The sequence below is a fragment of the Bacillus sp. YKCMOAS1 genome, from assembly GCF_030268125.1.
GTDB classification, from domain to species: Bacteria; Bacillota; Bacilli; order Bacillales; family Bacillaceae; genus Bacillus; species Bacillus safensis.
This window is the reverse complement of the sequence record NZ_BSEI01000006.1, coordinates 190,097-215,989: the sequence shown is the minus strand read 5'-3', so window position 1 is coordinate 215,989 and position 25,893 is coordinate 190,097. Positions and strand designations below refer to the sequence as shown.

20 protein-coding genes are annotated in these 25,893 nt (G+C 42.0%); 14 read left to right on the top strand and 6 right to left on the bottom strand.

The genetic code is table 11. From position 1 onward, the window contains the following. Nucleotides 1-109: 109 nt before the first annotated feature. Complete coding sequence (locus QSJ46_RS17570; RefSeq protein WP_024424524.1) at nt 110-424, top strand: YerC/YecD family TrpR-related protein; 315 nt, start codon at nt 110-112, stop codon at nt 422-424. Between the two features lie 242 nt (nt 425-666). Here QSJ46_RS17570 and QSJ46_RS17565 read toward each other — a convergent pair whose 3' ends face one another. Beyond that, complete coding sequence (locus QSJ46_RS17565; protein ID WP_041087101.1) at nt 667-2,247, bottom strand: FMN-binding glutamate synthase family protein; 1,581 nt, start codon at nt 2,245-2,247, stop codon at nt 667-669. Between the two features lie 139 nt (nt 2,248-2,386). Here QSJ46_RS17565 and QSJ46_RS17560 point away from each other — a divergent pair, with 139 nt between their 5' ends. Beyond that, nucleotides 2,387-2,617, top strand: a complete 231-nt coding sequence (locus QSJ46_RS17560; protein ID WP_039176971.1) for a hypothetical protein — start codon at nt 2,387-2,389, stop codon at nt 2,615-2,617. 47 nt (nt 2,618-2,664) lie between these two features. Here QSJ46_RS17560 and QSJ46_RS17555 read toward each other — a convergent pair whose 3' ends face one another. Continuing rightward, nucleotides 2,665-3,015 (bottom strand): DUF2283 domain-containing protein, encoded by a 351-nt coding sequence (locus QSJ46_RS17555; RefSeq protein ID WP_285605103.1) that lies wholly within the window; start codon nt 3,013-3,015, stop codon nt 2,665-2,667. Between the two features lie 274 nt (nt 3,016-3,289). Between QSJ46_RS17555 and pcrB the strand changes: the two genes are divergently transcribed. The 5 genes from pcrB to QSJ46_RS17530 all read left to right on the top strand — a co-directional run bounded on the left by pcrB (nt 3,290) and on the right by QSJ46_RS17530 (nt 10,661). Next, nucleotides 3,290-3,982 (top strand): heptaprenylglyceryl phosphate synthase, encoded by a 693-nt coding sequence (gene pcrB, locus QSJ46_RS17550; RefSeq protein ID WP_047204235.1) that lies wholly within the window; start codon nt 3,290-3,292, stop codon nt 3,980-3,982. 57 nt (nt 3,983-4,039) lie between these two features. Then, nucleotides 4,040-6,262, top strand: a complete 2,223-nt coding sequence (gene pcrA / locus QSJ46_RS17545; protein WP_024426683.1) for a DNA helicase PcrA — start codon at nt 4,040-4,042, stop codon at nt 6,260-6,262. A gap of 44 nt (nt 6,263-6,306) precedes the next feature. Next, on the top strand, nt 6,307-8,313 hold the full coding sequence (ligA, locus tag QSJ46_RS17540) for an NAD-dependent DNA ligase LigA (RefSeq protein ID WP_285605102.1): 2,007 nt from the start codon (nt 6,307-6,309) through the stop codon (nt 8,311-8,313). A 15-nt stretch (nt 8,314-8,328) separates the two neighbouring features. After that, a complete protein-coding gene (locus tag QSJ46_RS17535; RefSeq protein ID WP_047204232.1) occupies nt 8,329-9,525 on the top strand; it encodes a CamS family sex pheromone protein in 1,197 nt (398 codons plus the stop codon). Nucleotides 9,526-9,653: 128 nt separating this feature from the next. Continuing rightward, nucleotides 9,654-10,661 (top strand): phosphotransferase enzyme family protein, encoded by a 1,008-nt coding sequence (locus tag QSJ46_RS17530; protein WP_285605101.1) that lies wholly within the window; start codon nt 9,654-9,656, stop codon nt 10,659-10,661. 44 nt (nt 10,662-10,705) lie between these two features. On the opposite strand, the gene QSJ46_RS17525 is transcribed toward QSJ46_RS17530, so the two are convergent. Together QSJ46_RS17525 and putP are read right to left on the bottom strand one after the other, a co-directional pair. Then, complete coding sequence (locus QSJ46_RS17525) at nt 10,706-11,398, bottom strand: MgtC/SapB family protein (RefSeq protein ID WP_024424547.1); 693 nt, start codon at nt 11,396-11,398, stop codon at nt 10,706-10,708. A gap of 167 nt (nt 11,399-11,565) precedes the next feature. Beyond that, nucleotides 11,566-13,047, bottom strand: coding sequence for a sodium/proline symporter PutP (putP, locus tag QSJ46_RS17520; RefSeq protein WP_047204230.1), 1,482 nt, complete (start codon nt 13,045-13,047; stop codon nt 11,566-11,568). Between the two features lie 422 nt (nt 13,048-13,469). On the opposite strand from putP, the gene gatC reads away from it, so the two are divergent. Genes gatC through gatB form a run of 3 tightly spaced genes read left to right on the top strand, consistent with a single transcriptional unit; the run spans nt 13,470 to nt 16,676 of the window. Next, entirely contained in the window at nt 13,470-13,760 is a 291-nt protein-coding gene (gene gatC / locus QSJ46_RS17515; protein ID WP_285605100.1) for an Asp-tRNA(Asn)/Glu-tRNA(Gln) amidotransferase subunit GatC, read from the top strand. Nucleotides 13,761-13,774: 14 nt separating this feature from the next. Then, the gene (gene gatA, locus QSJ46_RS17510) at nt 13,775-15,232 is read left to right on the top strand and encodes an Asp-tRNA(Asn)/Glu-tRNA(Gln) amidotransferase subunit GatA (RefSeq protein ID WP_047204229.1); all 1,458 of its coding nucleotides are present in this window, start codon (nt 13,775-13,777) and stop codon (nt 15,230-15,232) included. A gap of 13 nt (nt 15,233-15,245) precedes the next feature. Continuing rightward, a complete protein-coding gene (gatB, locus tag QSJ46_RS17505) occupies nt 15,246-16,676 on the top strand; it encodes an Asp-tRNA(Asn)/Glu-tRNA(Gln) amidotransferase subunit GatB (protein WP_024424551.1) in 1,431 nt (476 codons plus the stop codon). 180 nt (nt 16,677-16,856) lie between these two features. Here gatB and QSJ46_RS17500 read toward each other — a convergent pair whose 3' ends face one another. After that, the gene (locus QSJ46_RS17500) at nt 16,857-17,702 is read right to left on the bottom strand and encodes a TetR/AcrR family transcriptional regulator (RefSeq protein ID WP_048239987.1); all 846 of its coding nucleotides are present in this window, start codon (nt 17,700-17,702) and stop codon (nt 16,857-16,859) included. A 131-nt stretch (nt 17,703-17,833) separates the two neighbouring features. On the opposite strand from QSJ46_RS17500, the gene QSJ46_RS17495 reads away from it, so the two are divergent. Then, complete coding sequence (locus QSJ46_RS17495; protein ID WP_285605099.1) at nt 17,834-21,043, top strand: efflux RND transporter permease subunit; 3,210 nt, start codon at nt 17,834-17,836, stop codon at nt 21,041-21,043. A gap of 31 nt (nt 21,044-21,074) precedes the next feature. Here the strand turns inward: QSJ46_RS17495 and QSJ46_RS17490 are convergent, their stop codons facing one another. Beyond that, nucleotides 21,075-22,034: a nucleoside hydrolase gene (locus QSJ46_RS17490; protein WP_224930649.1), complete on the bottom strand. Its 960-nt coding sequence runs from the start codon at nt 22,032-22,034 to the stop codon at nt 21,075-21,077. 181 nt (nt 22,035-22,215) lie between these two features. Between QSJ46_RS17490 and QSJ46_RS17485 the strand changes: the two genes are divergently transcribed. From QSJ46_RS17485 to QSJ46_RS17475, 3 genes are all read left to right on the top strand, one after another. After that, the gene (locus QSJ46_RS17485) at nt 22,216-23,124 is read left to right on the top strand and encodes a diacylglycerol kinase (RefSeq protein WP_039177003.1); all 909 of its coding nucleotides are present in this window, start codon (nt 22,216-22,218) and stop codon (nt 23,122-23,124) included. Nucleotides 23,125-23,185: 61 nt separating this feature from the next. Further along, nucleotides 23,186-24,565: a 23S rRNA (uracil(1939)-C(5))-methyltransferase RlmD gene (rlmD, locus tag QSJ46_RS17480; protein ID WP_285605098.1), complete on the top strand. Its 1,380-nt coding sequence runs from the start codon at nt 23,186-23,188 to the stop codon at nt 24,563-24,565. Nucleotides 24,566-24,816: 251 nt separating this feature from the next. Further along, complete coding sequence (locus tag QSJ46_RS17475; RefSeq protein WP_017366774.1) at nt 24,817-25,791, top strand: tRNA dihydrouridine synthase; 975 nt, start codon at nt 24,817-24,819, stop codon at nt 25,789-25,791. The last annotated feature ends 102 nt before the right edge of the window (nt 25,792-25,893 follow it).

Genomic DNA, 25,893 nt, shown 5'->3' with positions numbered 1-25,893 from the left:
GTTCAAAGCTCATTGCTGAGGTTTTAAAAAAATTAGTCAGGAAAGATACCGCTTTCTTAGAAGATCGTGCGAAGCGGTGTGGCAATAGTAAAGGAGAAGATGTATTAAGATGCAAATTGATAAATTAAGGGGCAAAAGCTTAGACCAGTTATTCAACTCCATCTTATCCCTTAAAGACCTGGAAGAATGTTATCGATTCTTTGATGATTTGTGTACTATCAATGAAATTCAATCTTTATCACAGCGTCTTGAAGTAGCACGTATGCTTCGCGAGGGAAACACGTATCATAAAATTGAGACGGAAACAGGTGCAAGCACTGCAACCATCTCACGTGTCAAACGCTGCTTGAACTACGGCAACGATGCCTATACGATGGCACTTGACCGCGTAGCCGAACAGCAGGAAAATAACGAAACAAAATAAAGCAGCTTTCACTGTAAACAATCCTTTTTACGAAAAATGGACTTGTTTGCAGTTTTTTTATGAAAAGGCGGGCAGGGACTGATAAATTGTCCCTGTTTTTTTAATTTAGCTCGTCCATAAACCATCTTTCTCATTCATAGGAGATGTCATCTTCGTTTGAGATGATTTTCTTAAACTCTACTGTTTGCTAACTTTATACGAAAATGTTAATAAAAAAAGGTGCGTTTCCGCACCTTTTCAAGCTAGACAGATGGCTGTGTGCCTGAGAACATCGGCACTTCGCTTGTCTCGCCATTCTCTTGTCTAAAAATAATATGTTTTTCATTAAAATGAATAGGCGATTCTATTCCCGCAGCTGCGGATAAGTTAAACAAACCTTCTCTAAGAGACAGGATATAATTGCACACTCGGTATTTTTTTTCTTCAATTGATAAACCCTTTTGCAGCTTTGGATCAGTCGTGGCGACCCCGACTGGGCATTTATTCGTGTGGCAGACTTGGGCGCGAATGCATCCGACTGAAAACATGAGACCTCTAGCAATATTCACAAAGTCAGCTCCCATTGAAAGGGCAATCGCAATTTTATCTGGCGATAGAAGCTTGCCAGAAGCAAAGAGCTTCACCTGATCTCTGACACCGTATTCTTTCAAAATTTGATGAACCATAGGAAGTGCCGTGAAAATTGGCAGCCCTGCGGAATCCGCCAATTCATGAAAGGACGCCCCTGTACCGCCTTCTCCGCCATCAACTGTAATGAAATCAGGGTGTTTCCCGCTTTTTTTCATATAGCTGGCAAGCTCTTCAATATTTTCTTTATGCCCGACAACAAGTTTGATTCCAACTGGCTTTCCGCCTATACTCCGCAGCTCCTCAATGAAATCAAACATGTCAGGAATGGAGTGGAACATCTCAAAGCGGTTTGGGCTGTCAATGGATTGGTGAGGCGGTAATTTACGGATATTCGCAATTTCTTCCGTTACTTTTTCGCCGTCAATATGACCGCCGCGTGTTTTTGCTCCTTGTGCCAGCTTGAGTTCAAAGGCTTTGACTTCCTCGTGCTCGCTTTTTTTCTTGAATTCTTCAAAGGAAAATGCGCCATCCTCTGTTCTAACGCCAAATAAACCGGGCCCAATTTGACAAATGATATCTGCGCCGCCTTTGAGGTGATAAGGAGAAAGCCCGCCTTCACCTGTGTTCATCCACGTACCGCCGGCCATTTTTAATCCTGAGGATAAAGCTGTAATGGCCCTGTCGCCTAAGGAGCCGTAGCTCATAGCGGATTGGCCGATCAGTCCTTTCACATGGAAAGGCTTTTGACATGTGTGTTCGCCAATGACTTGTACATCCTCTTGATGGAGAAAGTAAGGATTTGCTTCGACTTCTTTGAAATGTTCACTTCTTCGCAGTAAATTGTCTTGATCAATTTGATACACTTTCGTTTTGATTTTTTCAGATTGATCGATTCGTAGTTCATCTCGCTGCTTTGGAAACAGGACGTTTCGAATGTAATAGCCTGGCTTGTCAAAATCACGTTTTGATCCAAAGCCCATTGTCCGGCTTTTGTACTTTCCTGACATGACCGCCTGCTCGTATTCTCTTCTTGAGAAGGGCAGCTCCTCTCGGTCATTCAGAAACAGATATTGGCGAAGCTCAGGTCCTATTTTTTCAAAGATAAACCGCAGCTTTCCAATGACCGGATAATTTCGCAGAACTGAATGTTCTTCTTGTTTTTCATCCCTCATCCAAATCCAGATCAATAGAATGATTGGGATAATCAAAAAAATGATTAGCAATGTGCCGATGATCATTAAGGTTGTGGTCATGAAGATCCCCTCTTTTCTCTTTCATTGCTGTTGTTATTCCACTTTTCATAAAAAGAGAAACCACATCAACATATTGTGATGTTTAGAAATGAAAAGGCGGGGTAACTTACAAATAAGATCATAAGGGGAGGGAACATACATGAATAAGCGTCCAAATGCGTATGTACTTGCAGGATTAGGGGTTGGAGGAGCTGTGTTATTAGCCGTAAAAAATAAACAGCATCTGAAAAAATGGGCAAGCATGTTCCGGTCAGATGAAAAGGTTCCTGAAAAAGCCGGCCACCCAGATCCATTAGATATCCAAGACAACAAGATGGTCGACGAAGGGGCCATGACATCCGTCCATTATTTTAATGAAGCGAGACAATAGTTTGAAAAAAACCGTTTTGAAAGATCAAAACGGTTTTTTCTTGTCTATCATTTGATGTTATATCGAAGAGGATCGACAATGGTAAAACCGATCAGCCCTTTGTGATCAGGTGTCGAGAATTGGAATTCAATGCCTGACAGATGATAGGTTGAGAGAATTTCCTGATCCGTCAAACGTAAAGAAAGCTCATCCTCATAAACCGGTACATTCCGCAGCACTTCGGATTCTTCTGCAAATAACTCCAAGCCAGCCACTCGGTCCTCTTTGTCGATATCTACATTGATACATTCATTGACATCTAATTCAATGGTTTCTTTGATTTTCAAACGCTCCGATTGCGTGGTGATATAGATGTATCCGATATCTATACTTTGTTCATATGTAATTGTTCTTTTCAAAAGAGTCACCTCTGTTCAATAGATCTTTTTTGAATCTATAGTAAAATATTCCTTTATTGTATAATAGCATGTGACAAAGTGCCAAAATATCAACCTCTTTCAGCTCCTCTTCAAGTCGATTTTTTCATCTTTTCTCCAGCCATTTTATCTAAAGTCACAATCGCTCATTTTCAAAAGAATGAAACTTTTAGCTGAAGGAGGTTACCCATTTTTTGCGGCCTTTGATTTTGTTATAATATTTAAATGGAATGAAACGAATGGAGGAACGTTTTTCATGTATGATGTTACCGAGTGGAAGCATGTCTTTAAACTCGATCCAAATAAAGAAATCTCCGATGAACAGCTAGAAGCGATTTGCGAATCTGGGACGGATGCCATATTGATTGGCGGCAGTGACAATGTGACAGAGGACAATGTGCTTCAATTGATGTCAAAGGTCCGCCGGTTTCTAGTTCCTTGTGTGCTCGAAATCTCAACACATGAGATGATTGTGCCGGGCTTCGATCTGTATTTCATCCCGACCGTTTTAAACAGCTCTCATCCTGACTGGATTGTTGGGCTTCATAAGGACGCGATGAAGGAATTCGGTGATTTGATGTCAATGGAAGAGATTGTGCCTGAAGGTTATGTCATCTTAAATGAAGATTGTAAAGCGGCCAAGCTCACAGAGGCAAATACAGCGCTGGATATCGATGACGTCAGGGCATATGCAAGAGTGGCAGAGCATTTGATGAAGCTGCCCATTTTTTATCTGGAATACAGCGGAACGCTTGGAGACATAGAGCTTGTCAAAGAAACAAAAGCAGTGCTTGATGAAACAGTTCTTTTTTATGGCGGCGGCATCGAGAACGCTAAGCAGGCAAAAGACTTCTCCCAGCATGCAGACGTCGTGGTTGTAGGAAACGTCATTTATGACAATTTCAAAGAAGCATTAAAAACAGTGGATGCAGTCAAAAAATCATCATAGTCAAATAAGACGAAACGGGTTAAAATAGAACATAAGTTCGAATTGGCGGTGAATGGAATGAATGAAATATCGAATCATCTATTAGAAGGGCTGAATGACGCACAGAAAGAAGCAGTCAAAGCAACAGACGGTCCTTTATTGTTGATGGCAGGAGCAGGAAGCGGGAAGACACGGGTGCTCACACATCGAATTGCCTACTTAATGGCAGAAAAGCATGTGGCGCCGTGGAACATTTTAGCGATTACATTTACAAATAAAGCAGCACGTGAAATGCGTGAACGTGTCCAAGCTATTTTAGGGCCTGGCGCAGATGACATCTGGATTTCTACGTTCCACAGCATGTGTGTCCGTATTTTAAGACGCGATATTGACCGCATTGGTGTGAATCGCAACTTCTCTATTTTAGACACATCTGACCAGCTTTCAGTCATTAAAAACATTTTAAAAGAACGGAATATCGATCCTAAAAAGTTCGATCCACGCAGCATTTTAGGATCGATCAGCAGTGCAAAAAACGAACTCATTGACGCAGAGGAATACGCCAAAACAGCCGGTGATTTCTATGATCAAGTGGTGAGCGATGTCTATACAGATTATCAAAAGCGTTTACTCAAAAACCAATCACTCGACTTTGATGATTTAATTATGATGACAATTCGTCTGTTTGAGCGCATCCCTGAAGTGTTAGAGCACTATCAGCGGAAATTCCAATACATTCATGTGGATGAGTATCAGGATACGAACAGAGCGCAGTACATGCTTGTGAAACTGCTCGCGCAGCGTTTTCAAAATATATGTGTTGTCGGTGACTCGGATCAGTCTATTTATCGCTGGCGCGGAGCGGATATTACAAACATTCTCTCCTTTGAAAAAGATTATCCATCCAGTGAAGTAATTCTGCTTGAGCAAAATTACAGATCGACGAAACGCATTTTGCATGCTGCAAATACGGTGATTCAAAACAATGCAAACCGGAAGCCGAAAAATCTTTGGACAGAAAATGATGAAGGGGCGAAGATAGCCTATTACCGTGCAGATAATGAATTCGGTGAGGGACAATTTGTCGCAGGAAAGATTCGTCAACTTCATCAAAGCGGAAAGCGTAAATTATCCGATTTTGCGATCCTTTACCGAACAAATGCCCAGTCTCGTGTCATAGAGGAAACGTTAATGAAAGCCAACATTCAATACAACATTGTCGGCGGCACGAAGTTCTATGACAGAAAAGAGATCAAGGACATTTTGGCATACTTACGCCTAGTGGCAAACCCAGATGACGATATTAGTTTTGCACGAATTGTCAACGTACCAAAGCGCGGAATCGGTGCGACATCTGTTGATAAAATTGCAGCATATGCGGAGATGAATGACCTGTCTATGTTTGAAGCACTTGGTCAGGTGGATTTCATTGGACTGAGTGCACGAGCAGCCAATGCGCTTGATGAGTTCAAACAGCTCATTGATCAAATGACGAACATGCAGGATTATTTATCTGTCACAGAATTAACAGAAGAAATCTTAGAGAAAACAGGCTATCGTGAAGCGCTTAAGCTCGAAAAAACGATTGAAGCACAAAGCCGCTTAGAAAATATTGACGAGTTTTTATCCGTCACGAAGAACTTTGAAGAACAAAATGAAGACAAGTCACTTGTGACCTTCCTGACAGATCTCGCCCTCGTCGCAGACATTGATAAGCTGGATGAAAATGAAGAAGAAGATCAGGATGCTGTCATCTTAATGACACTTCACGCCGCAAAAGGTTTGGAATTCCCTGTTGTTTTCTTAATGGGAATGGAGGAGGGTGTCTTCCCGCACAGCCGTTCATTAATGGAAGATGCAGAGATGGAAGAAGAGCGCCGCCTCGCTTATGTAGGCATCACACGGGCTGAAGAAGAGCTTTATTTATCAAGTGCGAAAATGAGAACACTTTTCGGCCGGACGAACATGAACCTTGAATCAAGATTCATTCGAGAAATACCAGCCGATTTATTGGACAACCTAAATGAGAAAAAAGAAACAAAAACACCGTTTGGCCAAACAAGAGAAAGACCGCAAAGACGGGGACCTGTCTCACGTCCGCAAACACAAACCATTCAAAACACAGGCGGCGGCAGTATTGGCTGGGCTGTGGGCGATAAAGCGGCCCATAAAAAATGGGGCGTTGGTACGGTTGTGAGTGTGAAAGGCAGCGGAGACAGCACAGAGCTTGATATTGCGTTCCCAAGCCCTACAGGCATTAAGCGTCTTCTCGCAGCATTTGCACCAATCGAGAAGCAATAAACTGATAGGACTGACAAAACGGATGAATTGAAAGGAAGAAGCAGATGGATAAAGAAGCAGCGAAACGCCGGATCGAGGAACTGCACCAGATTTTGAATCAATACAACTACGAATATCATACACTTGATCGTCCAAGTGTTCCTGACGCTGAATATGATGCGCGGATGCGTGAGCTGATCTCTTTGGAGGAAGAGCACCCTGACTTAAAAGCAGCAGATTCTCCATCACAAAGAGTAGGCGGCGCTGTTTTAGACGCCTTTCAAAAAGTGCGTCACGGCACACCAATGCTCAGCCTTGGGAATGCGTTTAATGAACAGGACCTTTTTGATTTTGACCGCCGGGTTCGTCAAGCAGTCGGTGACGATATCGCATACAATGTCGAGCTGAAAATTGATGGACTCGCTGTTTCTCTCCGTTATGAAAATGGCGTGTTTGTCCGAGGAGCGACGCGCGGCGATGGAACAACGGGTGAGGATATTACTGAAAATCTCAAAACAATTCGTTCCATCCCGCTTAAAATCAAACGCCCTCTGTCGATTGAAGTGAGAGGCGAGGCATTTATGCCAAAACCTTCTTTTGAAGCATTAAATGAAAAAAGAATACAAAACGAAGAAGAACCGTTTGCAAACCCGCGTAATGCGGCTGCAGGTTCACTTCGTCAGCTTGATACGAAAATTGCAGCGAAACGAAACCTTGATATATTCGTCTACAGTATAGCGGAGCTTGATGAAATTGGTGTTGAAACGCAAAGCGCAGGACTTGATTTTCTCGACGAACTTGGGTTTAAAACAAACAAAGAAAGACGGATGTGCCAAACAATCGAAGAAGTCATCGACCTCATTGAAACATTAAAAATAAAGCGTGCCGATTTTTCGTATGAAATCGATGGAATTGTCATTAAAGTCGATTCACTCGCTCAGCAGGAAGAACTCGGCTTCACAGCAAAAAGCCCGCGCTGGGCGATTGCGTACAAGTTTCCGGCTGAAGAGGTCGTTACGAAGCTGCTTGATATTGAACTAAGTGTCGGACGTACAGGCGTGATTACACCAACAGCGATTCTTGAGCCTGTCAAAGTAGCAGGGACGACAGTGCAGCGTGCGTCTCTTCATAATGAAGATTTGATCAAAGAAAAGGATATTCGCTTGTTCGATCAAGTGATTGTGAAAAAAGCCGGGGATATTATTCCTGAAGTCGCAGGTGTTCTTCTTGATCAGCGTACAGGCGAAGAAAAACCGTTTCACATGCCAACTGAATGTCCAGAGTGTCATAGTGAGCTGGTGCGAATCGAAGGCGAAGTGGCCTTGCGATGCATCAACCCAGAATGTCCTGCCCAAATACGTGAGGGACTCATTCACTTCGTTTCCCGTAATGCAATGAATATTGATGGACTTGGCGAGCGGGTCATTACACAGCTCTTCAAGGAACAGCTCGTTTCTCGTGTGTCCGACCTTTATCGATTAACGAAAGAAGAGCTCATTCAGCTTGAACGAATGGGCGAAAAATCTGTCGACAATTTACTGCGTTCAATTGAACAATCGAAAGAAAACTCTCTTGAGCGGTTACTATTTGGACTCGGTATTCGATTTATTGGTTCAAAAGCGGCAAAGACCTTGGCGATGCATTTCGAAAACATCGATCAATTAAAGCAAGCGACGAAAGAACAATTACTTGAAGTCGACGAAATCGGTGAAAAAATGGCTGATGCCGTCGTCACGTACTTTGAGAAAGAAGAAATACTCGATCTGCTGAACGAACTAAAAGAGCTCGGAGTCAATATGACCTACACAGGGCCAAAGCCGGTAAAAGCAGAAGAAAGTGATTCCTACTTTGCAGGAAAAACCATTGTGCTGACAGGAAAATTAGAAGAAATGGCTCGAAACGATGCAAAAGCAGCGATCGAAGCATTAGGCGGAAAGCTGGCAGGCAGTGTGAGTAAAAAAACAGATCTAGTCATTGCCGGAGAAGCAGCGGGAAGTAAGCTGACAAAGGCAGAAGAACTCAATATTGAAATTTGGGACGAAGCTAAAATGCTCGAGGAGCTAAAGAAATAAGAGGAGTGTTTTCTATTGAAAAAATTGTTATTGCTGCTGACAATGCTCACACTGGTATTGTCAGCGTGTGCACCTTTTGGGGGAAAGGAAGAGGAAGAGGTCACACAAAAAACGGATGAAACGAAGGAAACAAAGGAAACAGCCATCATCCCGATGTACAATATCTCAGACTCCTATTACAAAATGGTGCTGCCGTTTAAACAAGGAGCTGCTAGAGGTCTAACAGCGGAGCGTCTCAATACACGCTTGGACATTGATGAATTTGAAACTGGACTCATGCGACTTGCAACAGAGTCATTTAATACAAACGACTATCTTTTCCAAGAAGGACAGCATTTAGATGAGGACACCGTTCTCAGCTGGCTGGCGCGCAAAAAAACAGGCAGTGATCTGAAAAAGGCAGAAAAAGAAGATAAAGACTTTAAGAATCTGGGCTTAAATCCAGCTCTTCCAAACTCAGGTTCAACAAAGTCTAAAAATGAAAATAGTCCAATTTACTTAGCTTCAATGCTAGAGCATAATTACTTAATTCGAAAAGACAAAAACAGCTTACAGCTTGGCGGAGTTGTCATTGGTCTTGCGCTGAACTCGGTTTATTATTACCGTGAAAAGATCGGTGACCCGCAGCAAGAGGTGACCATCGATTCATCGAAAAATTCAAAGAAACTTTTGGCAGAGGGTGAAAAAATCGCTGAACAAGTGATCAAGCGAATTCGTCAAATGGACGGACTGCAAAAAGTGCCTGTCATGATTGCCCTTTATAAGCAAGCACCAAAATCATCTATCGTTCCAGGTAACTTTATCGCCAAAACAGATGTGAAAGCAGGCTCCGCTGATATCGGAAATTGGGATACGATCAAAGAGGAGAATGTATTCTTCCCTTCAGATAGTGCGAAAAGCAGCTACAAAGATGATTCAGAGCGATTTGACCGCTTCAAGACAAAGGTAGAAGATTACTTCCCGAATTACACTGGTGTTGTAGGAAAAGGCTTTTACAAAGACGGCAACCTGCAAAAAATGAAAATCGAAATTCCAATGCAGTTCTACGGAAAAACGGAAGTCGTAGCCTTCACACAATATTTAACCGGAGAAGTCATGGATTACTACAAGAGTACCAATATTGAAATCAACATCACATCTTCTGATCAACAAGAAGCCCTGATCACGAAAAATGCTGAGGACAAAGAACCGACTGTTCATATATATGACTAAATAAGAGGGATTTCCAAACTCTTGTCAAAATATTAGTAGAAACCAAGAAGAAAGGCAGGTATGTTGATGCTCGTATAATGCTGATTACCGTCAAGAACATTTAAAAAGACGATAAAAGGAGAATCAGCATGCATAAAGAAGTAAAAGCACGATACGATGAACAGAAAGTCTTAAAGAAAGCGGCTCACTTGTATGACTTTCAGCTTGACCAAGTGACATTTCTAGCCGATGCAGAAAATTATGTGTATGAATATAAGGCAATGAATGGGGAGAATTATATATTAAAAATCACCCATACCATTCGTCGCTCACCCACATATATTTTAGGAGAAATGGACTGGCTTCGATTCCTGTCTCATCATGGTATTTCCGTAGCAAAGCCGATTTCATCAGCAAGAGGAAAAGACGTTGAAACCATTCCTGATCAAGCCGGAGGCGCATTTTTACTCCGTGTGTATGAAAAAGCACCGGGGAGAAAAGTGAATGAAGGAGATTGGAATGGGAAGCTGTTTGAAGCGTTAGGGTCCTATACAGGACGAATGCATCAAATAACAAAACAATATCAAGTAAAAGATCCTCTTTATAAGCGTCAAGAGTGGTATGAAGAGGAGCAATTAAAGCTTGATCAATATATTCCATCTGATCAAACGGTTGTGCTTCGAAGAAAATATGAATTGATGCAAAAGCTTCACCAGCTCCGAATTTCGAAGGATGTGTATGGGCTGGTGCATGCCGATTTGCATCACGGGAACTTTCATTATCATCAAGAAGAGATTATCGCATTTGATTTTGATGATATTGGATACCACTGGTTTATCAATGATATTAGTATTTTGCTATACAATGTTCTTTGGTATCCAGTGATTCCATATGATGATAAAGCTGAATTTACGGCAGAATTTATGAGTCATTTTCTAAAAGGCTATCGACAGGAGAATGAGCTTGATGACGCGTGGCTGGCAACAATCCCTGATTTTCTCATGCTGCGTCATATGCTTATTTATGGGCTTTTACATCAAGCATTTGATCTCCAAACATTGACTTCTGACGAAAAAGCCATGCTGTCATGTTTTCGAAAGGAAATTGAGCAAAAAACACCCATTACTCCTTTTGACTTTCAACAGCTGGCACGATAAAAGAAACCCCTTGCTGTGTTAAACAGCAAGGGGTTTTTTTATAACTACACCGTATCACACTTCACGCCAACGACGCCTTCTAGATCTTTAATATCAAAGTACACATCGGTTGTATAGCGGTCTTTATGCACACGTACGCGTACTTCCATGATCGGATAGTCTTTTTCTTTTAAATCATCAATTCGTACAGAATGAATGCGAATATTGAGGGCTTTCATTTCTTTTAAAATATCGGTCATACGGTTTCGATCAGAAAGAGACATTCTGATGCGGATTTCTTTTTCCTGCAGGCGAATCGGTCCGATCCGCTGGAAGAGCCATGGCAGGAATTCGACACTAATCAGAATAAAGAAAAGACTGAGGAAGGCCTCTTTATAAAATCCTGCACCGGTTGCAACCCCAAGTCCTGCTGCTCCCCAGATCATCGCAGAAGTCGTGAGACCTGAGATGACATCATTGCTTTTTCGAAGAATCACACCTGCTCCAATAAAACCAACACCAGATATAATTTGCGCCGGTAACCTGAGTGGGTCCATTTGAAGCTTAGAGACTCGAGGGAAATTGTAGGCTGCATCAATGCTGATGATGGTTAAGACGCAGGAGCTGACAGCAATGACAATACACGTTTTTAAGCCGAGGGGCTTTTTCTTCAGCTCTCGTTCAAGCCCGATAATCAGCCCGATTAAAGTGGCCACGGCTAATTTTAAGACTGTATCCCATTCAATTGTCCAAAACATGCGTATCGCTCCTTTCACTTCATGTACGTTTCACAACATGTATATGATCTTCTCACAGCCCATATGGCTGCACAACTCTTATTTTATTCAGTTTCTGAAGAAAGAAAAGCTTTTTATTTTATTTAAAAAGAGAGTCATCCGCATAGGGCAGATGACTCTTCAACTCTTTATTTTGTTTCTTCCTCAAGGTGATCTTCCATTTTGTGAAATAGCTGTTTTGATGCTTTTGACGGCTTACTTGTCAATAAGCTGACAATAATGGCAGCTAATCCACTTAGCGTAAAGCCTGGAATCATTTCATAAATACCTGTGGCATGGTTGAGTCCTGTCGTAATCCATGTCAGAACCACAACTGCACCAACGATCATCCCAACTAGAGCGCCATGATGATTCATTCGTTTCCAGTATAGGCAAAGCAAGATGACTGGACCGAATGAAGAACCAAATCCTGCCCATGCATAACCGACAAGATCAAGAATGGTGTCACTTGGGTTAAGTGAAAGGCATAAGGCAATCACGGCGACAACGAGTACAGACATCCGGCCAATCATGACAAGCTCTTTGTCTGATGCTTTTTTTCTAAAGAACGTTCTGTATAAATCCTCTGTCATTGCACTTGCTGTGACAAGCAGCTGAGACGAAATTGAACTCATAATCGCAGCTAAAATGGCAGAAAGTAAAAATCCAGTGATATATGGATGGAACAATACTTTAGAAAAGACGATAAAGATGGTTTCAGGGTCAGCAAGGTTCATGCCCGTTTCATGAACATAGGCAACACCCACTAAACCGACAGACAGTGATCCAATCACTGAAATAATCATCCAGCTCATTCCGATTCGGCGTGCTGGTTTTAAATCTTTAACAGACGTAATGGCCATAAAGCGCACGATAATATGCGGCTGTCCAAAGTAACCTAGTCCCCAAGCAAGGAAGGAAATAATGCCAATGACGCTCGTTCCTCTAAAAATATCAAGCAATTTAGGGTCAATCTGTTGAATATCTTGGAATGTAGCAACAGGTCCGCCTAATTGTGTAAAGGCAACGATCGGCACGAGCACTAATGCTAAAAACATGATAGCTCCTTGGACAAAGTCCGTTAAGCTCACTGCCAGAAATCCGCCGAACAATGTATACAAAATGACAATACTTGATGTTAAGATCAGTCCAAACATGTAGTGAGCACCGAATGCTGACTCAAATAAACGTCCGCCTGATACCATCCCAGACGATGTATACAGCGTAAAGAAAATTAAAATGATGACGGCTGACACAGCTTTTAATAAAGCAGATGATCCTTTGAATCGTTTATCAAAGAAATCAGGAATCGTAATTGCATCATCCGCAATTTCTGTATAAGAACGTAACCGAGGTGCAAGAATGAGGTAGTTCAAGTAAGCACCAACGATTAAACCAATCGCAAGCCAGGCTGTCGATAAACCTGTTTTATACATTTCACCTGGCACACCCATCAGCATCCATCCGCTCATATCCGCAGCACCTGCTGAAAGGGCTGTAACGAATGGACCAAGCCCGCGTCCACCAAGCATATAATCATTTAAATTATGTGTTTTCCTGAATGCATACCAGCCAATGGCAAGCATCCCAATAAAATAAATAGATAAGGAAATTGTAACTTCAATACTCATTTTGTGTTCTCACCTTTTTCGTATTAATTTGACATCACCTCAATCAAAATATACAGAAGTGCGATGGCAGCTTTTTTGTTTGACTGCCTGCTCACTGCTATGGTTACTTAACCTAACAGAGTATTCCCAAGTGATCAACCTGCCTAAACCTCTTCATTTTGAAGAAAAAATGGACAGATCGGTGATAAGAATCAACATGTAAGCGATTACAAAAATGAGCAAAAGTAAAAATTTTCTGAAAAATAAAAAGTCACCTGATGAATATTTCTTTTATCGATTTGATCATAAAGACGTTTCAAGAGAACGGACCTTTTACCGCACCTGCGTAAAGTTGCTTTAGAACAGTAAAATTTGATATGATAAAGTGTATATGACTTATGATCATGACCACGATCACGCATCATTTTTGGAGGTGAACCTGCATGTCAAGAATTTCAATAGAAGAAGTCAAGCACGTTGCTCATTTAGCAAGGCTTGCGATTACAGAAGAAGAAGCTGAGATGTTTACAGAACAGCTTGATAGCATCATTTCATTTGCAGAGCAGTTAAACGAGGTAGATACGGAAAACGTTAAACCTACTACACACGTATTAAAAATGAAAAACGTCATGAGAGAAGATGTTCCGAATAAAGGTCTTTCCATTGAGGCAGTCGTCAAAAACGCGCCTGATCATAAAGACGGCTATATTCGTGTGCCATCAATTTTGGACTAAAGGAGGCCCGAGACATGTCACTGTTTGATCACAAAATTTCTGAATTAAAAGAGCTTTTACATAAAAAGGAACTGTCTGTTTCTGATTTAGTGGACGAGTCTTATAAACGAATCAATGAAGTAGACGGGAAAGTACAAGCATTCCTTGCACTGGACGAAGAAAAAGCTCGTGCGTATGCAAAGGAATTGGACGAGGTAGTTGGTGAAAAGGACGAGCTTGGCCTATTGTTCGGTATGCCGATCGGTGTGAAAGATAACATTGTTACAAAGGATTTGCGCACAACAGCTTCAAGTAAAATCCTGCAAAACTTTGATCCAATTTATGATGCAACCGTTGTGAACCGCTTAAGAGACGCAGAAGCAGTCACAATCGGTAAATTAAATATGGACGAATTCGCAATGGGATCTTCTACGGAGAACTCAGGCTTCAAAGCGACGAAAAACCCGTGGAATTTAAACACCGTTCCAGGCGGATCAAGTGGTGGATCAGCAGCTTCTGTTGCAGCAGGTGAAGTACCGTTCTCACTTGGATCAGATACAGGCGGTTCTATTCGTCAGCCGGCATCTTTCTGCGGAGTTGTAGGTCTTAAACCGACATATGGACGTGTATCCAGATACGGATTAATTGCATTTGCTTCATCATTAGACCAAATTGGTCCGATTACACGCAATGTAGAGGACAACGCTTATGTTCTTCAAGCGATTGCTGGTGTCGATCAAATGGACGCAACTAGTGCAAATGTCGATGTCCCAGATTTTCTTTCTTCATTAACTGGCGACATCAAAGGTCTGAAAATCGCTGTGCCGAAAGAATATCTTGGCGAAGGTGTTGGCGAGGAAGCAAAAGAGTCTGTTCTTCAAGCGTTAAAAGTATTAGAAGGACTTGGTGCTTCGTGGGAAGAAGTGTCTCTACCGCATTCTAAATATGCGCTTGCGACTTACTACTTACTGTCTTCTTCAGAAGCATCTGCAAACCTTGCACGTTTTGACGGTATCCGCTATGGCTACCGTACAGATAATGCAGACAACCTGATTGATTTATACAAAAATACTCGTTCTGAAGGCTTCGGAGACGAAGTGAAGCGCCGCATCATGCTTGGTACATTCGCGCTAAGCTCAGGATATTACGATGCGTACTATAAAAAAGCGCAAAAAGTCCGTACATTGATCAAAAAAGACTTTGAAGATGTTTTTGAAAAGTATGATGTCATTGTTGGACCGACAACGCCAACTCCTGCATTTAACATTGGTGAAAAGACAAGCGATCCATTGACTATGTATGCAAACGATATTTTAACGATCCCTGTTAACCTTGCAGGCGTTCCAGGAATCAGTGTGCCTTGTGGATTTGCAAATGGCCTTCCGTTAGGACTGCAAATCATCGGCAAGCACTTTGACGAAGGAACAGTGTACCGCGTGGCTCACGCTTTTGAGCAAGCAACAGATCATCATAAAGCAAAACCTGAACTGTAAGGGGTGAATCAGAATGAACTTTGAAACGGTAATTGGACTTGAAGTCCACGTAGAGCTAAAAACACAATCGAAAATTTTCTCAAGCTCGCCGACACCTTTTGGTGCAGCTGCCAACACGCAAACAAGTGTCATCGACCTTGGATATCCTGGCGTACTGCCTGTACTGAACAAAGAAGCGGTGAACTTTGCGATGAAAGCGGCCATGGCGCTGAACTGTGAAATCGCAACGGATACAAAATTTGACCGTAAAAACTACTTCTATCCTGATAACCCAAAGGCGTATCAAATTTCTCAATTTGATAAACCGATCGGTGAAAACGGCTGGATTGAAATTGAAGTAGAAGGCAAAACAAAACGAATCGGTATTACGCGTCTCCATTTGGAAGAGGATGCAGGGAAACTAACGCATACAGGCGACGGTTACTCCCTCGTCGATTTCAACCGTCAAGGAACACCACTTGTTGAAATCGTATCTGAGCCAGACATTCGCACTCCAGAAGAAGCGTATGCTTACTTAGAAAAATTAAAATCCATTATTCAATATACAGGCGTTTCTGACTGTAAGATGGAAGAAGGCTCACTTCGCTGTGATGCCAACATTTCTCTTCGCCCAATCGGCCGTGAAGAGTTTGGTACAAAGACAGAGCTCAAAAACTTGAACTCATTTGCTTTCGTACAAAAAGGCCTTGAATTCGAAGAGAAGCGTCAAGAGCAAGTATTGCTTTCTGGCGGCTTGATCGAGCAGGAAACACGCCGTTATGACGAAGCGTCTAAAAAGACAATTCTTATGCGCGTTAAAGAAGGCTCTGATGATTACCGCTACTTCCCAGAACCGGATTTGGTGGAGCTGTACATTGATGACGAGTGGAAAGAACGCGTAAGAGCATCCATCCCAGAGCTTCCAGACGAGCGCCGCAAACGCTACATCGATGAGCTTGGCCTTCCTGCATACGATGCAATGGTACTCACACTGACAAAAGAAATGTCTGATTTCTTTGAAGCGACCATTTCAGAAGGCGCAGAAGCGAAGCAAGCATCGAACTGGCTCATGGGTGAAGTATCTGCATACTTAAACTCTGCTCAAAAAGAGCTGGACGATACAAAGCTAACGCCGCAAGGGCTGGCTGGTATGATCAAGCTGATTGAAAAAGGAACGATTTCCTCTAAGATCGCGAAAAAGGTATTCAAAGAGCTCATCGAAAATGGGGGAGATGCAGAAACAATCGTCAAAGAAAAAGGACTTGTCCAAATTTCTGACGAAGGTGCACTGCTCAAACTTGTCACAGAAGCACTTGATAACAACCCGCAATCCATTGAAGACTTTAAAAATGGTAAAGACCGCGCGATTGGTTTCTTAGTCGGACAAATCATGAAAGCATCGAAGGGCCAAGCTAACCCGCCGATGGTGAACAAGATTCTCCTTGAAGAAATCAAAAAACGCTAAATAGCAAAAAAACCGCCTGATGAAAAAGGCGGTTTTTTTGATTGAAATGAAAGGGTCTTACTATAGATTCGGACCACAGCCGTATATCAATTTAGAGATACTTTTCTTATAATGAAGCATAAGCGAAAGTGCACATTCGAAGGGGGAAAGGTGAGCTAAATCAAAAAACAGCACGTTATGTTACTGAAGAAACAGCCTCAATTGTTCCACTGCTCTTAGAACAGCAGGATCCTCACACTTTTCTAAATTAGTCAGCATTCCTTGGATGACTGGCTTACGAGGTTCAGCTTTTGCCAGCTCTTCTTCAATCACTTCAATGGATACAACGGTATCATCAGAAAGCAGATGCTCCAGCTTTAACAAACGAAGCTCCTCTTGAAGGGAAGCAGCACTAGGCGCTTCATCGTCCCAAATGGTTTGCTTCAAAATCGGCTTCGTCTGAGAGCGAAGCAATCCTTGAACCAGATCATCAAACCGTTCGAGTATAAAGGATGAGAGCTCATCAAATGATAATTGCATTTGATCCTGTAAAAGCAGAACCTGCACATACGATTGGATAATTCCTTGAATCATGACTGACAGGTCAGTTATATATGGTTCGATCTTCTGTCCATAAGTGGTCAAGATGGAAATTTGAATTTCATCATTCATTTGCTTTTTCACAGTTTTTGAATACTTTTTAATTTGCTGGTTTTCCGGAATAATGTTCTCGCTGAGGATCAGAATGATAAAATCCTTGTTCTCAGCAAAATGCTGAAACTGTTCAGCAATTTGTTTCTGAAAGATCTCTCTCGGCGCGAGATGCTGATTCTCTTTTCGAATCGTTTCGATAGTTTGCATCGAAGTGTCGATATAATATTCAAACGCTCGGTTGAAAAGCTGTTCTTTTGATTTGAAATGTAAATAAAATGCGCCTTTTGATATTCCGCATTCATCTGCAATTTCCTGAATGGTCGTAGAAGAAAAACCCTTTTTCGCAAACAATTGGATGCTTGCTTTAATGATTTTTTCTTTTTTTTCGTTCATGAAATAAGGCCCCTTCAGCTTTAGAATGTTACGTCAAACGCAAGTGAAATGGTTGACGGCATTGTATATCACCGTTTATTATGATATAGAATGACCAGTCAGTCAATACATAAAGGAAAATGGAGGATATAATGAATTCGATCATCAATTTTGTATTAAAGAATAAGTTCGCTGTATGGCTCATGACGATTATCGTAACAGTTGCTGGTCTATATGCCGGATTGAATATGAAACAAGAATCAATCCCGAATATCAACACTCCAGTCATTACGGTTTCTACAACGTACCCTGGCGCAACGCCGGACGAAGTATCAGATAAGGTGACAGATCCAATTGAAAAGTCAATTCAAAACCTCAATGGGGTCAGCGTAGTCACTTCTAATTCTTTTGAAAACGCATCATCCATTCAAATCGAGTACGATTACAGCAAAGACATGGATGAAGCAAAAAAGGAAATTGAAGATGCGATTAGCAATATCGATTTCCCTGAAAATGCAGAAAAACCTAAAATCGCACGCTTTAGTATTAATGCGATTCCAATCCTAGCCCTTAGTGTCTCAGGTGATAAAGAATCATTACAAGACCTTACACGAAAAGTAGAAAATGACCTCGTTCCTTCACTTCAAGGGTTAGACGGCGTCTCTTCTGTTGAAGCTTCAGGACAGCAAATCAAAGAAGTAGAATTTTCGTTTAAAGAAAAGAAACTAAAAGAATACGGTTTAGATGAAGAAACCGTCCAAAACATGATCAAAGGCTCTGATGTGAATGTACCATTAGGTCTATACACATTTGGCAACAAACAAAAATCAGTTGTCGTGGACGGCAATATTTTAAGCGTCAAAGATTTGAAAAACATGCGAATTCCAGTCACACCAAGTGCAGGCGGCGGTGCGGGAAGCGCTGGAGCTGGAGCACCATCTAGCAGCGCAGGTGCGCAAGGTGCCGAGCAGCAGGCGGGAAGTGCAAGTCAGCAGCAAGCAGCAGCACAGCAGCAAACAGGTGCAGCAAGCAGTCAATCTGTAGAGCTGCCAACGATCAAGCTGTCTGAGATTGCAGATATTAAAGTCGTCAAAGAGGCAGAATCGATCTCTAGAACGAATGGGAAAGACAGTATCGGTCTGCAAATTGTCAAAGGCTCTGATGCCAACACAGTGAGTGTTGCAGAAGAAGTGACAAAAGAGCTTGAGAAATTCAAAAAAGACAACAAAGGAATCAAAGTAAGCACCACATATGATCAAGCAGAGCCGATTAAAGAGTCTGTCAGCACAATGCTGAACAAGGCGATCATCGGAGCAATCTTTGCGATCATTATCATTCTCTTGTTCCTGCGAGATATCAAATCAACATTAATCTCGGTCATCTCCATTCCGTTATCTCTGTTGATTGCTGTCTTACTATTAAATCAGCTGGATATCACGTTAAATATCATGACACTTGGTGCCATGACCGTTGCCATCGGGCGTGTTGTCGATGACTCGATAGTGGTCATAGAAAATATCTATCGACGAATGGCGTTAAAGGATGAACCGTTAAAAGGCAAGGCACTCGTCAGAGAAGCCACAAAAGAAATGTTTATCCCAATCATGTCTTCAACGATTGTGACAATTGCGGTATTCTTACCGTTAGCATTAGTAGGTGGAATGATTGGTGAACTATTCATCCCATTTGCCTTAACGATTGTGTTTGCGTTACTTGCTTCACTGCTTGTCGCTATTACAATTGTTCCAATGATGGCACACACTCTATTTAAAAAGAACCTGTACGGCACAGCGAAAAAGGTAAAAGAACATAAACCAAGCAAGCTTGCTGGCGGTTATAGACGTGTACTTAATTGGACACTCAACCATAAATGGATCACATCAGGAATTGCCATTCTTATGCTTGTCGGAAGCTTATTCTTAGCACCACTTGTCGGTGTCAGCTTCTTACCACAGGAAGCAGAGAAAACGGCGATGGTGACATATACACCTGAACCTGGACAAACGAGAGAGCAAGCAATTGATGAAACGAAAAAAGCTGAAGAATATTTGATGAAACGTGACCATGTCAATACAGTTCAGTATTCTCTTGGCTCTTCAAATGCCATGACAGCAAGTGTTGGCGGTAACTCTAACGGTGCATTATTCTTCGTACAATATGACGAGGACACACCGAATTTTGATAAAGAAAAAGATCGTGTAGTCAAAGCCCTGCAAGACAAAGCGTCTAAAGGGGAATGGAAATCACAAGACTTCTCATCTGCTGGCGCCAGCAATACTGTGACGTACTATGTGTACGGGGACAAAGCAAGTAATATTGAAGGCACAGTAAAAGATGTTGAGAACATCTTAAAAGATGAGAAAAACCTGAAAAATGTCAGCACAAGCTTATCTGAGAAATACGACGAATATACGTTTAATGCAGATCAAGAAAAACTGGCGAAACTAGGTCTAACTGCTTCACAAATCGCTCAAGCGATTGCACCTCAAAATAGTGAAACAACACTGACAAAAGTCACAGAGGACGGCAAAGAACTTGATGTGAAGCTTCAAACGGAAAAAGATGAATATAAGAGCAAAAAAGATTTAGAAAATAAAAAGATCACCACACCAACAGGGCAAGAAGTCCGAATTGGTGATGTCGTCAAAGTAAAAGATGGGACGACAGCAAATACGGTGACAAAACGTGATGGAAAAATCTACGCGGAAGTGTCTGGTGACATGACAACAGACGACGTCTCAAGCGTAACGCAGGATGTTCAGAAGAAAGTCGACAAGCTTGATCTAAAATCTGGCGTAACGATTGACACAGGCGGCGTAAGTGCGGATATCCAAGAATCCTTTACACAGCTTGGCCTTGCAATGCTTGCAGCGATTGCCATTGTGTATCTCGTTCTCGTCATCACATTTGGCGGAGGTCTTGCACCATTTGCAATTCTCTTCTCACTTCCATTTACGGTTATTGGCGCTCTCGCTGGATTGTTTATAGCAAAAGAAACCATCAGCTTAAATGCCATGATTGGATTGCTCATGCTGATCGGTATCGTTGTAACAAATGCCATTGTCTTGATTGACCGCGTGATTCATAAAGAACAAGAAGGTCTCTCAACAAGAGAAGCGTTACTTGAAGCAGGTGCAACAAGATTACGTCCAATCTTAATGACGGCACTTGCGACAATTGGTGCACTGCTGCCACTCGCATTAGGATTTGAAGGCGGAAGCCAGATCGTATCAAAAGGACTTGGTGTTACCGTAATTGGCGGTTTAACAAGTTCTACACTTCTCACATTGGTCATCGTTCCAATCGTGTATGAAATGTTAAGCAAGTTTAAACGTAAGAAAAAGTACGCAGAAGAAGAATAAGAGGAAGCCCCGCTCATTGGCGGGGCTTTTTTTATTTTGAAATCTGGCAAACAGCTTTTCTCATAAGTTCTTCAAATGCGTGGAAAAAGGCATCGCGATCGACATGGTCAATCACTTGAATTGATTTTCCATCTGGATGTTCTTCTGTCCGTCCTTGCTTTGGCGTCTCGGTATAAACGATCGCATTCACTTCTTTTGAACGGGTAAATGATAATGATGTAGAAGCAAGAGTAATTGTTGTCAGCACGTCCCATAAGTAATACGTCGAATTGGTTTCATGATGAATGAGCGGCGGACAAAAGGCGTAGCACTGACCGATAAAATCTATTCCAATATGAGAACGAAGAGAAGCCCAGCGCTGACGTACATCAAGTGTAAGCGGGACTTGATTTGTACTTTCAAGTGCGACCATTTCAATAGGAAACGGTTCCTGAAAGACAGTGCTCACAGCATAAGGATCCCAAAATGCATTCCATTCTGCTGTCCCGTCATGCTCGGGTTCTTCTACATTGCCTTTTTCAAGGAACGTACCGCCCATCCACACCAATTTCTCAATTTTGTTAGAGATTGAAGGATCTTCTTCTAAAGCGCGTGCAAGATCTGTGAGCGGACCAGTAAAGAGCAGGGTGACAGGTTCTTTTGTCTTCTTAACTGTTTCAATCAGATGAAGGTGTGCTGGCAGCTTGGACACTTTTGTATCAACAGTACCTTTTTCATTTAAAATTGGTAGAGCATCTACATAGAAAGCATGCATACGCCACTCCTTCGGAAATGGATTGACGCCTCTAGAAGTTGAAGCAGCGACTTCAATTTCATAAGGGCTGAATCGATCAATGATTTTTTGAGATGCACTGAGCGCAGGCTCTAAATAACAATCAGCAGGAATCACAGACATTCCGATGACTTTCAGATGTTCCATTTGAAGGAGAAGAAATAAAGAGACGAGGTCATCAACACCGCCGTCATGATTAAAATAGACAGGCTTTTTCATCGCATATCATCCTTTACAGCGTTTTCTTTTATCTTATCAGAATGCTTTCTTACTGAGTGAAATGTGCTTGGAGATTTTACATATTAGGTGGTTGTTTTGTTGCCATTTTCAAATCTCATAGTATAATTAAAGGTTGTTAGTGGTGAAAATAGATTGCATAATGAATATAGGATGATGATGAATGAAACGTGCTCGAATTATATACAATCCGACATCTGGGCGTGAACTCTTCAAGAAGAATTTACCGCAGGTTTTGCAAAAATTTGAACAAGCTGGCTATGAAACTTCTTGTCATGCGACGACATGTGCAGGAGATGCCACGCAAGCAGCAGAAAAGGCCGCACAGAGAGATTTTGATTTAATTGTAGCAGCAGGTGGAGACGGCACGATCAATGAAGTCGTCAACGGACTAGCACCGCTTGAAAAAAGACCAAAACTAGGAATTATTCCAGTTGGAACGACAAATGATTTCGCAAGAGCACTTGGAATTCCACGAGAAGGTGTTTTGAAAGCGACAGATGCCATTATTGAGGGTGTAGCGAAGCCGCTTGATATCGGTAAAGTCAATGGCCATTATTTTATTAATATTGCTGGCGGCGGCCGGTTAACAGAGCTCACCTATGAGGTGCCTAGTAAGCTGAAGACCATGCTTGGACAGCTTGCTTATTATTTAAAAGGCATGGAGATGCTTCCATCTATCCGCCCGACAGAAGTCGAAATTGAATATGACGGCAAATTGTTTCATGGAGAAATCATGCTGTTCCTTGTTTCACTCACAAACTCAGTAGGCGGCTTTGAAAAACTAGCGCCAGATTCCATTTTAGATGATGGGATGTTTGACCTAATTATTCTAAAGAAGGTCAATCTAGCAGAAGCAATTCGAGTAGTCAGCCTTGCTCTCAGAGGCGAGCATATTCATGATAACAATGTCATCTACGCAAAAGCGAATCGCGTAAAGGTAGATGTAAAAGATAAAATGCAATTGAATTTAGATGGTGAATACGGCGGCATGCTGCCAGGTGAATTTGAAAACCTGTATCGCCATATTGAATTTATTGTGCCAAAAGAAACAGCTGAAAAAATAGGGTGAAGACTGAACTTGGTTCCTTATGGCGGCCAAGTTTTTCTTTGCAAATGAGGTGATAAAATTGGTGAAAATGAAACCGCCTGTTGAAAAGAATGAATACTACAATGTAACCTTCGAAGACTTAACGCATGAAGGTGCAGGTGTAGCAAAAGTTGAAGGATTCCCTGTCTTTGTACCGAATGCCCTCCCTGACGAACAAGGGAAAATCAAAGTCACACGAGTCAAAAAAGGATTTGCTTTTGGACGACTCATGGAGCTGACAAAGGAAAGTCAGCACAGGCAAGATGCGCCATGTCCCATTTACAAGCAGTGCGGCGGCTGTCAAATTCAGCATATGAGCTATGAGGGCCAGCTGCTATTTAAACAGAAACAAGTAAAGGACGTTTTAGAGCGGATCGGCAAGCTTGATATGAGCCGTGTAAAAGTTCATCCTGTACTCGGCATGGATGACCCTTGGAATTATCGAAACAAAGCACAAGTGCCAGTTGGTGAACGCGAAGGCGGACTTGTTGCAGGATTTTATCAGCAGCGTACCCATGAAATCATTGATATGGAAAAATGCTTGATTCAGCAGTCAGAAAACGACGAAGTGGTACAGGCAGTAAAAGACATATGCAATGCGTTTGGCATCAAAGCATATAACGAAGAGCGACACAAAGGCTGGCTGCGTCATGTGATGGTTCGCTACGGTATTGCAACAGGTGAAATGATGGTTGTGTTTGTGACTAGAACGGCTGATTTTCCGCAAAAGCAGCAGGTGATTGAGCAGATTATAGCACGCTTCCCACACGTTCGGTCAATTGTACAAAACGTGAATTCAAAGAAAACAAATGTCATTTTCGGAGACGAAACAACCGTTTTATGGGGCGAAGAATACATTTATGACACGATTGGCGACATCAAATTTGCCATTTCAGCCCGCTCATTTTATCAAGTGAATCCAGCTCAAACAAAGGTGCTTTATGACAAAGCGCTTGAATATGCAGAGCTGCAAGGCGAAGAAACTGTTATCGATGCCTACTGCGGAATCGGTACGATTTCCTTATTTCTCGCACAAAAAGCAGGCAGAGTATATGGGGTTGAAATTGTTCCAGAAGCAATTGAAGATGCAAAACGCAACGCTGCCTTAAACGGAATCAATAATGTTGAATTCGCAGTCGGCGAAGCAGAAACCGTCATCCCAAACTGGTACAAAGAAGGCATCAAAGCAGCCACGCTAGTTGTCGATCCGCCTAGAAAAGGCTGTGACGAAGCACTGCTTGACACCATTTTAAAGATGAAACCAAACCGAGTTGTTTATGTTTCATGTAATCCAGGTACGCTTGCTCGTGATTTGCGCATTCTTGAAGATGGCGGGTATGTGACAGAGGAAGTGCAGCCTGTGGATATGTTTCCGCATACGTCACATGTCGAATGTGTAGCAAGTCTTGTGATTAATCAGTAATGTATTGAGACATCCCGATTTCGTGAAAAATATCGATATCGGGATGTTTTTTATTTTCGCTTGCTCTAATTGCATAAAAAAGGCTAACCAGAGGTCAAAAATTAATATTCACCCCGCATTTAGTTATGGAATGTCCTTTTTTGCAATTTTGCCCGGTTCATATTAAAGTATATAATGATAAAAATTACGGAAAGACTTTATAGAAGGACATGCCCTTTAGGCGCAATGTCATGAGAGGAATTGGATGAAAGATGAGTAAAAATTTCTGGCGTGATTTACCGCGGCCATTTTTTATATTAGCACCAATGGAAGAAGTGACAGATGTTGTGTTTCGTCATGTTGTGAGTGAGGCGGCGAGACCTGATGTGTTTTTTACAGAGTTTACGAATAGTGAGAGCTATTGCCATCCTGATGGCATTCAAAGTGTGAAGGGGCGTTTAACGTTTACAGAGGATGAGCAGCCGATTGTTGCTCATATTTGGGGAGACAAGCCTGAGAACTTTAGACAAATGAGTATTGGAATGGCGGAATTAGGATTTCAGGGGCTTGATATTAATATGGGCTGTCCTGTTCCAAATGTCACGCAAAACGGGAAGGGCAGTGGCTTGATTCTTCGTCCAGACGTTGCCGCAGAGCTGATTCAAGCGGCAAAAGCTGGGGGATTACCTGTCAGCGTGAAAACAAGACTTGGTTTTACTGAGGTCGACGAATGGCGCGGATGGCTTAGACACATTTTGGAGCAAGATATTGTGAATTTATCAATCCATCTTCGTACAAGAAAGGAAATGAGCCAGGTGGATGCGCATTGGGAGCTCATTCCTGAGATTAAAAAACTTCGTGATGAAGTAGCCCCTGATACTCTTTTGACAATCAATGGTGATATTCCTGATCGTCAAACAGGCTTAAAGCTCGCTGAACAGTATGGAGTGGACGGAGTGATGATTGGGCGCGGGATTTTCCATAACCCATTTGCCTTTGAAAAAGAGCCGAAGGAGCATACAAGTGATGAACTGCTTGGTCTTTTAAGATTACATCTTGATCTCCATGATCAATACTCATCACTAGGTTTGCGTCCATTCAAGGCACTGCACCGTTTCTTTAAGATTTATGTAAAAGGATTCAGAGGAGCGAGTTTCTTAAGAAATCAATTAATGAATACATCATCAACAGATGAAGTGCGTGCCATGCTGGATGAATTTGAAGCGAGAAATCAAGAACAATCATGACCAACAAGAGGAGGGGGGCAAACCCTTCTCTTTTTTTATTAAATAGGACTATTGAACTAGTTCTCTTAAATGGTGAAATGAGACAGAAATAACAATTGAAGG

Excerpts from the sequence above, each read along its gene's own strand:
- QSJ46_RS17570 (WP_024424524.1), top strand. The coding sequence starts at position 110 with ATGCAAATTGATAAATTAAGGGGCAAAAGCTTAGACCAGTTATTCAAC.
- QSJ46_RS17565 (WP_041087101.1), bottom strand. The coding sequence starts at position 2,247 with ATGACCACAACCTTAATGATCATCGGCACATTGCTAATCATTTTTTTG.
- QSJ46_RS17560 (WP_039176971.1), top strand. The coding sequence starts at position 2,387 with ATGAATAAGCGTCCAAATGCGTATGTACTTGCAGGATTAGGGGTTGGA.
- pcrB (WP_047204235.1), top strand. The coding sequence starts at position 3,290 with ATGTATGATGTTACCGAGTGGAAGCATGTCTTTAAACTCGATCCAAAT.
- pcrA (WP_024426683.1), top strand. The coding sequence starts at position 4,040 with ATGAATGAAATATCGAATCATCTATTAGAAGGGCTGAATGACGCACAG.
- ligA (WP_285605102.1), top strand. The coding sequence starts at position 6,307 with ATGGATAAAGAAGCAGCGAAACGCCGGATCGAGGAACTGCACCAGATT.
- QSJ46_RS17530 (WP_285605101.1), top strand. The coding sequence starts at position 9,654 with ATGCATAAAGAAGTAAAAGCACGATACGATGAACAGAAAGTCTTAAAG.
- QSJ46_RS17525 (WP_024424547.1), bottom strand. The coding sequence starts at position 11,398 with ATGTTTTGGACAATTGAATGGGATACAGTCTTAAAATTAGCCGTGGCC.
- putP (WP_047204230.1), bottom strand. The coding sequence starts at position 13,047 with ATGAGTATTGAAGTTACAATTTCCTTATCTATTTATTTTATTGGGATG.
- gatC (WP_285605100.1), top strand. The coding sequence starts at position 13,470 with ATGTCAAGAATTTCAATAGAAGAAGTCAAGCACGTTGCTCATTTAGCA.
- gatA (WP_047204229.1), top strand. The coding sequence starts at position 13,775 with ATGTCACTGTTTGATCACAAAATTTCTGAATTAAAAGAGCTTTTACAT.
- gatB (WP_024424551.1), top strand. The coding sequence starts at position 15,246 with ATGAACTTTGAAACGGTAATTGGACTTGAAGTCCACGTAGAGCTAAAA.
- QSJ46_RS17500 (WP_048239987.1), bottom strand. The coding sequence starts at position 17,702 with ATGAACGAAAAAAAAGAAAAAATCATTAAAGCAAGCATCCAATTGTTT.
- QSJ46_RS17495 (WP_285605099.1), top strand. The coding sequence starts at position 17,834 with ATGAATTCGATCATCAATTTTGTATTAAAGAATAAGTTCGCTGTATGG.
- QSJ46_RS17490 (WP_224930649.1), bottom strand. The coding sequence starts at position 22,034 with ATGAAAAAGCCTGTCTATTTTAATCATGACGGCGGTGTTGATGACCTC.
- QSJ46_RS17485 (WP_039177003.1), top strand. The coding sequence starts at position 22,216 with ATGAAACGTGCTCGAATTATATACAATCCGACATCTGGGCGTGAACTC.
- QSJ46_RS17475 (WP_017366774.1), top strand. The coding sequence starts at position 24,817 with ATGAGTAAAAATTTCTGGCGTGATTTACCGCGGCCATTTTTTATATTA.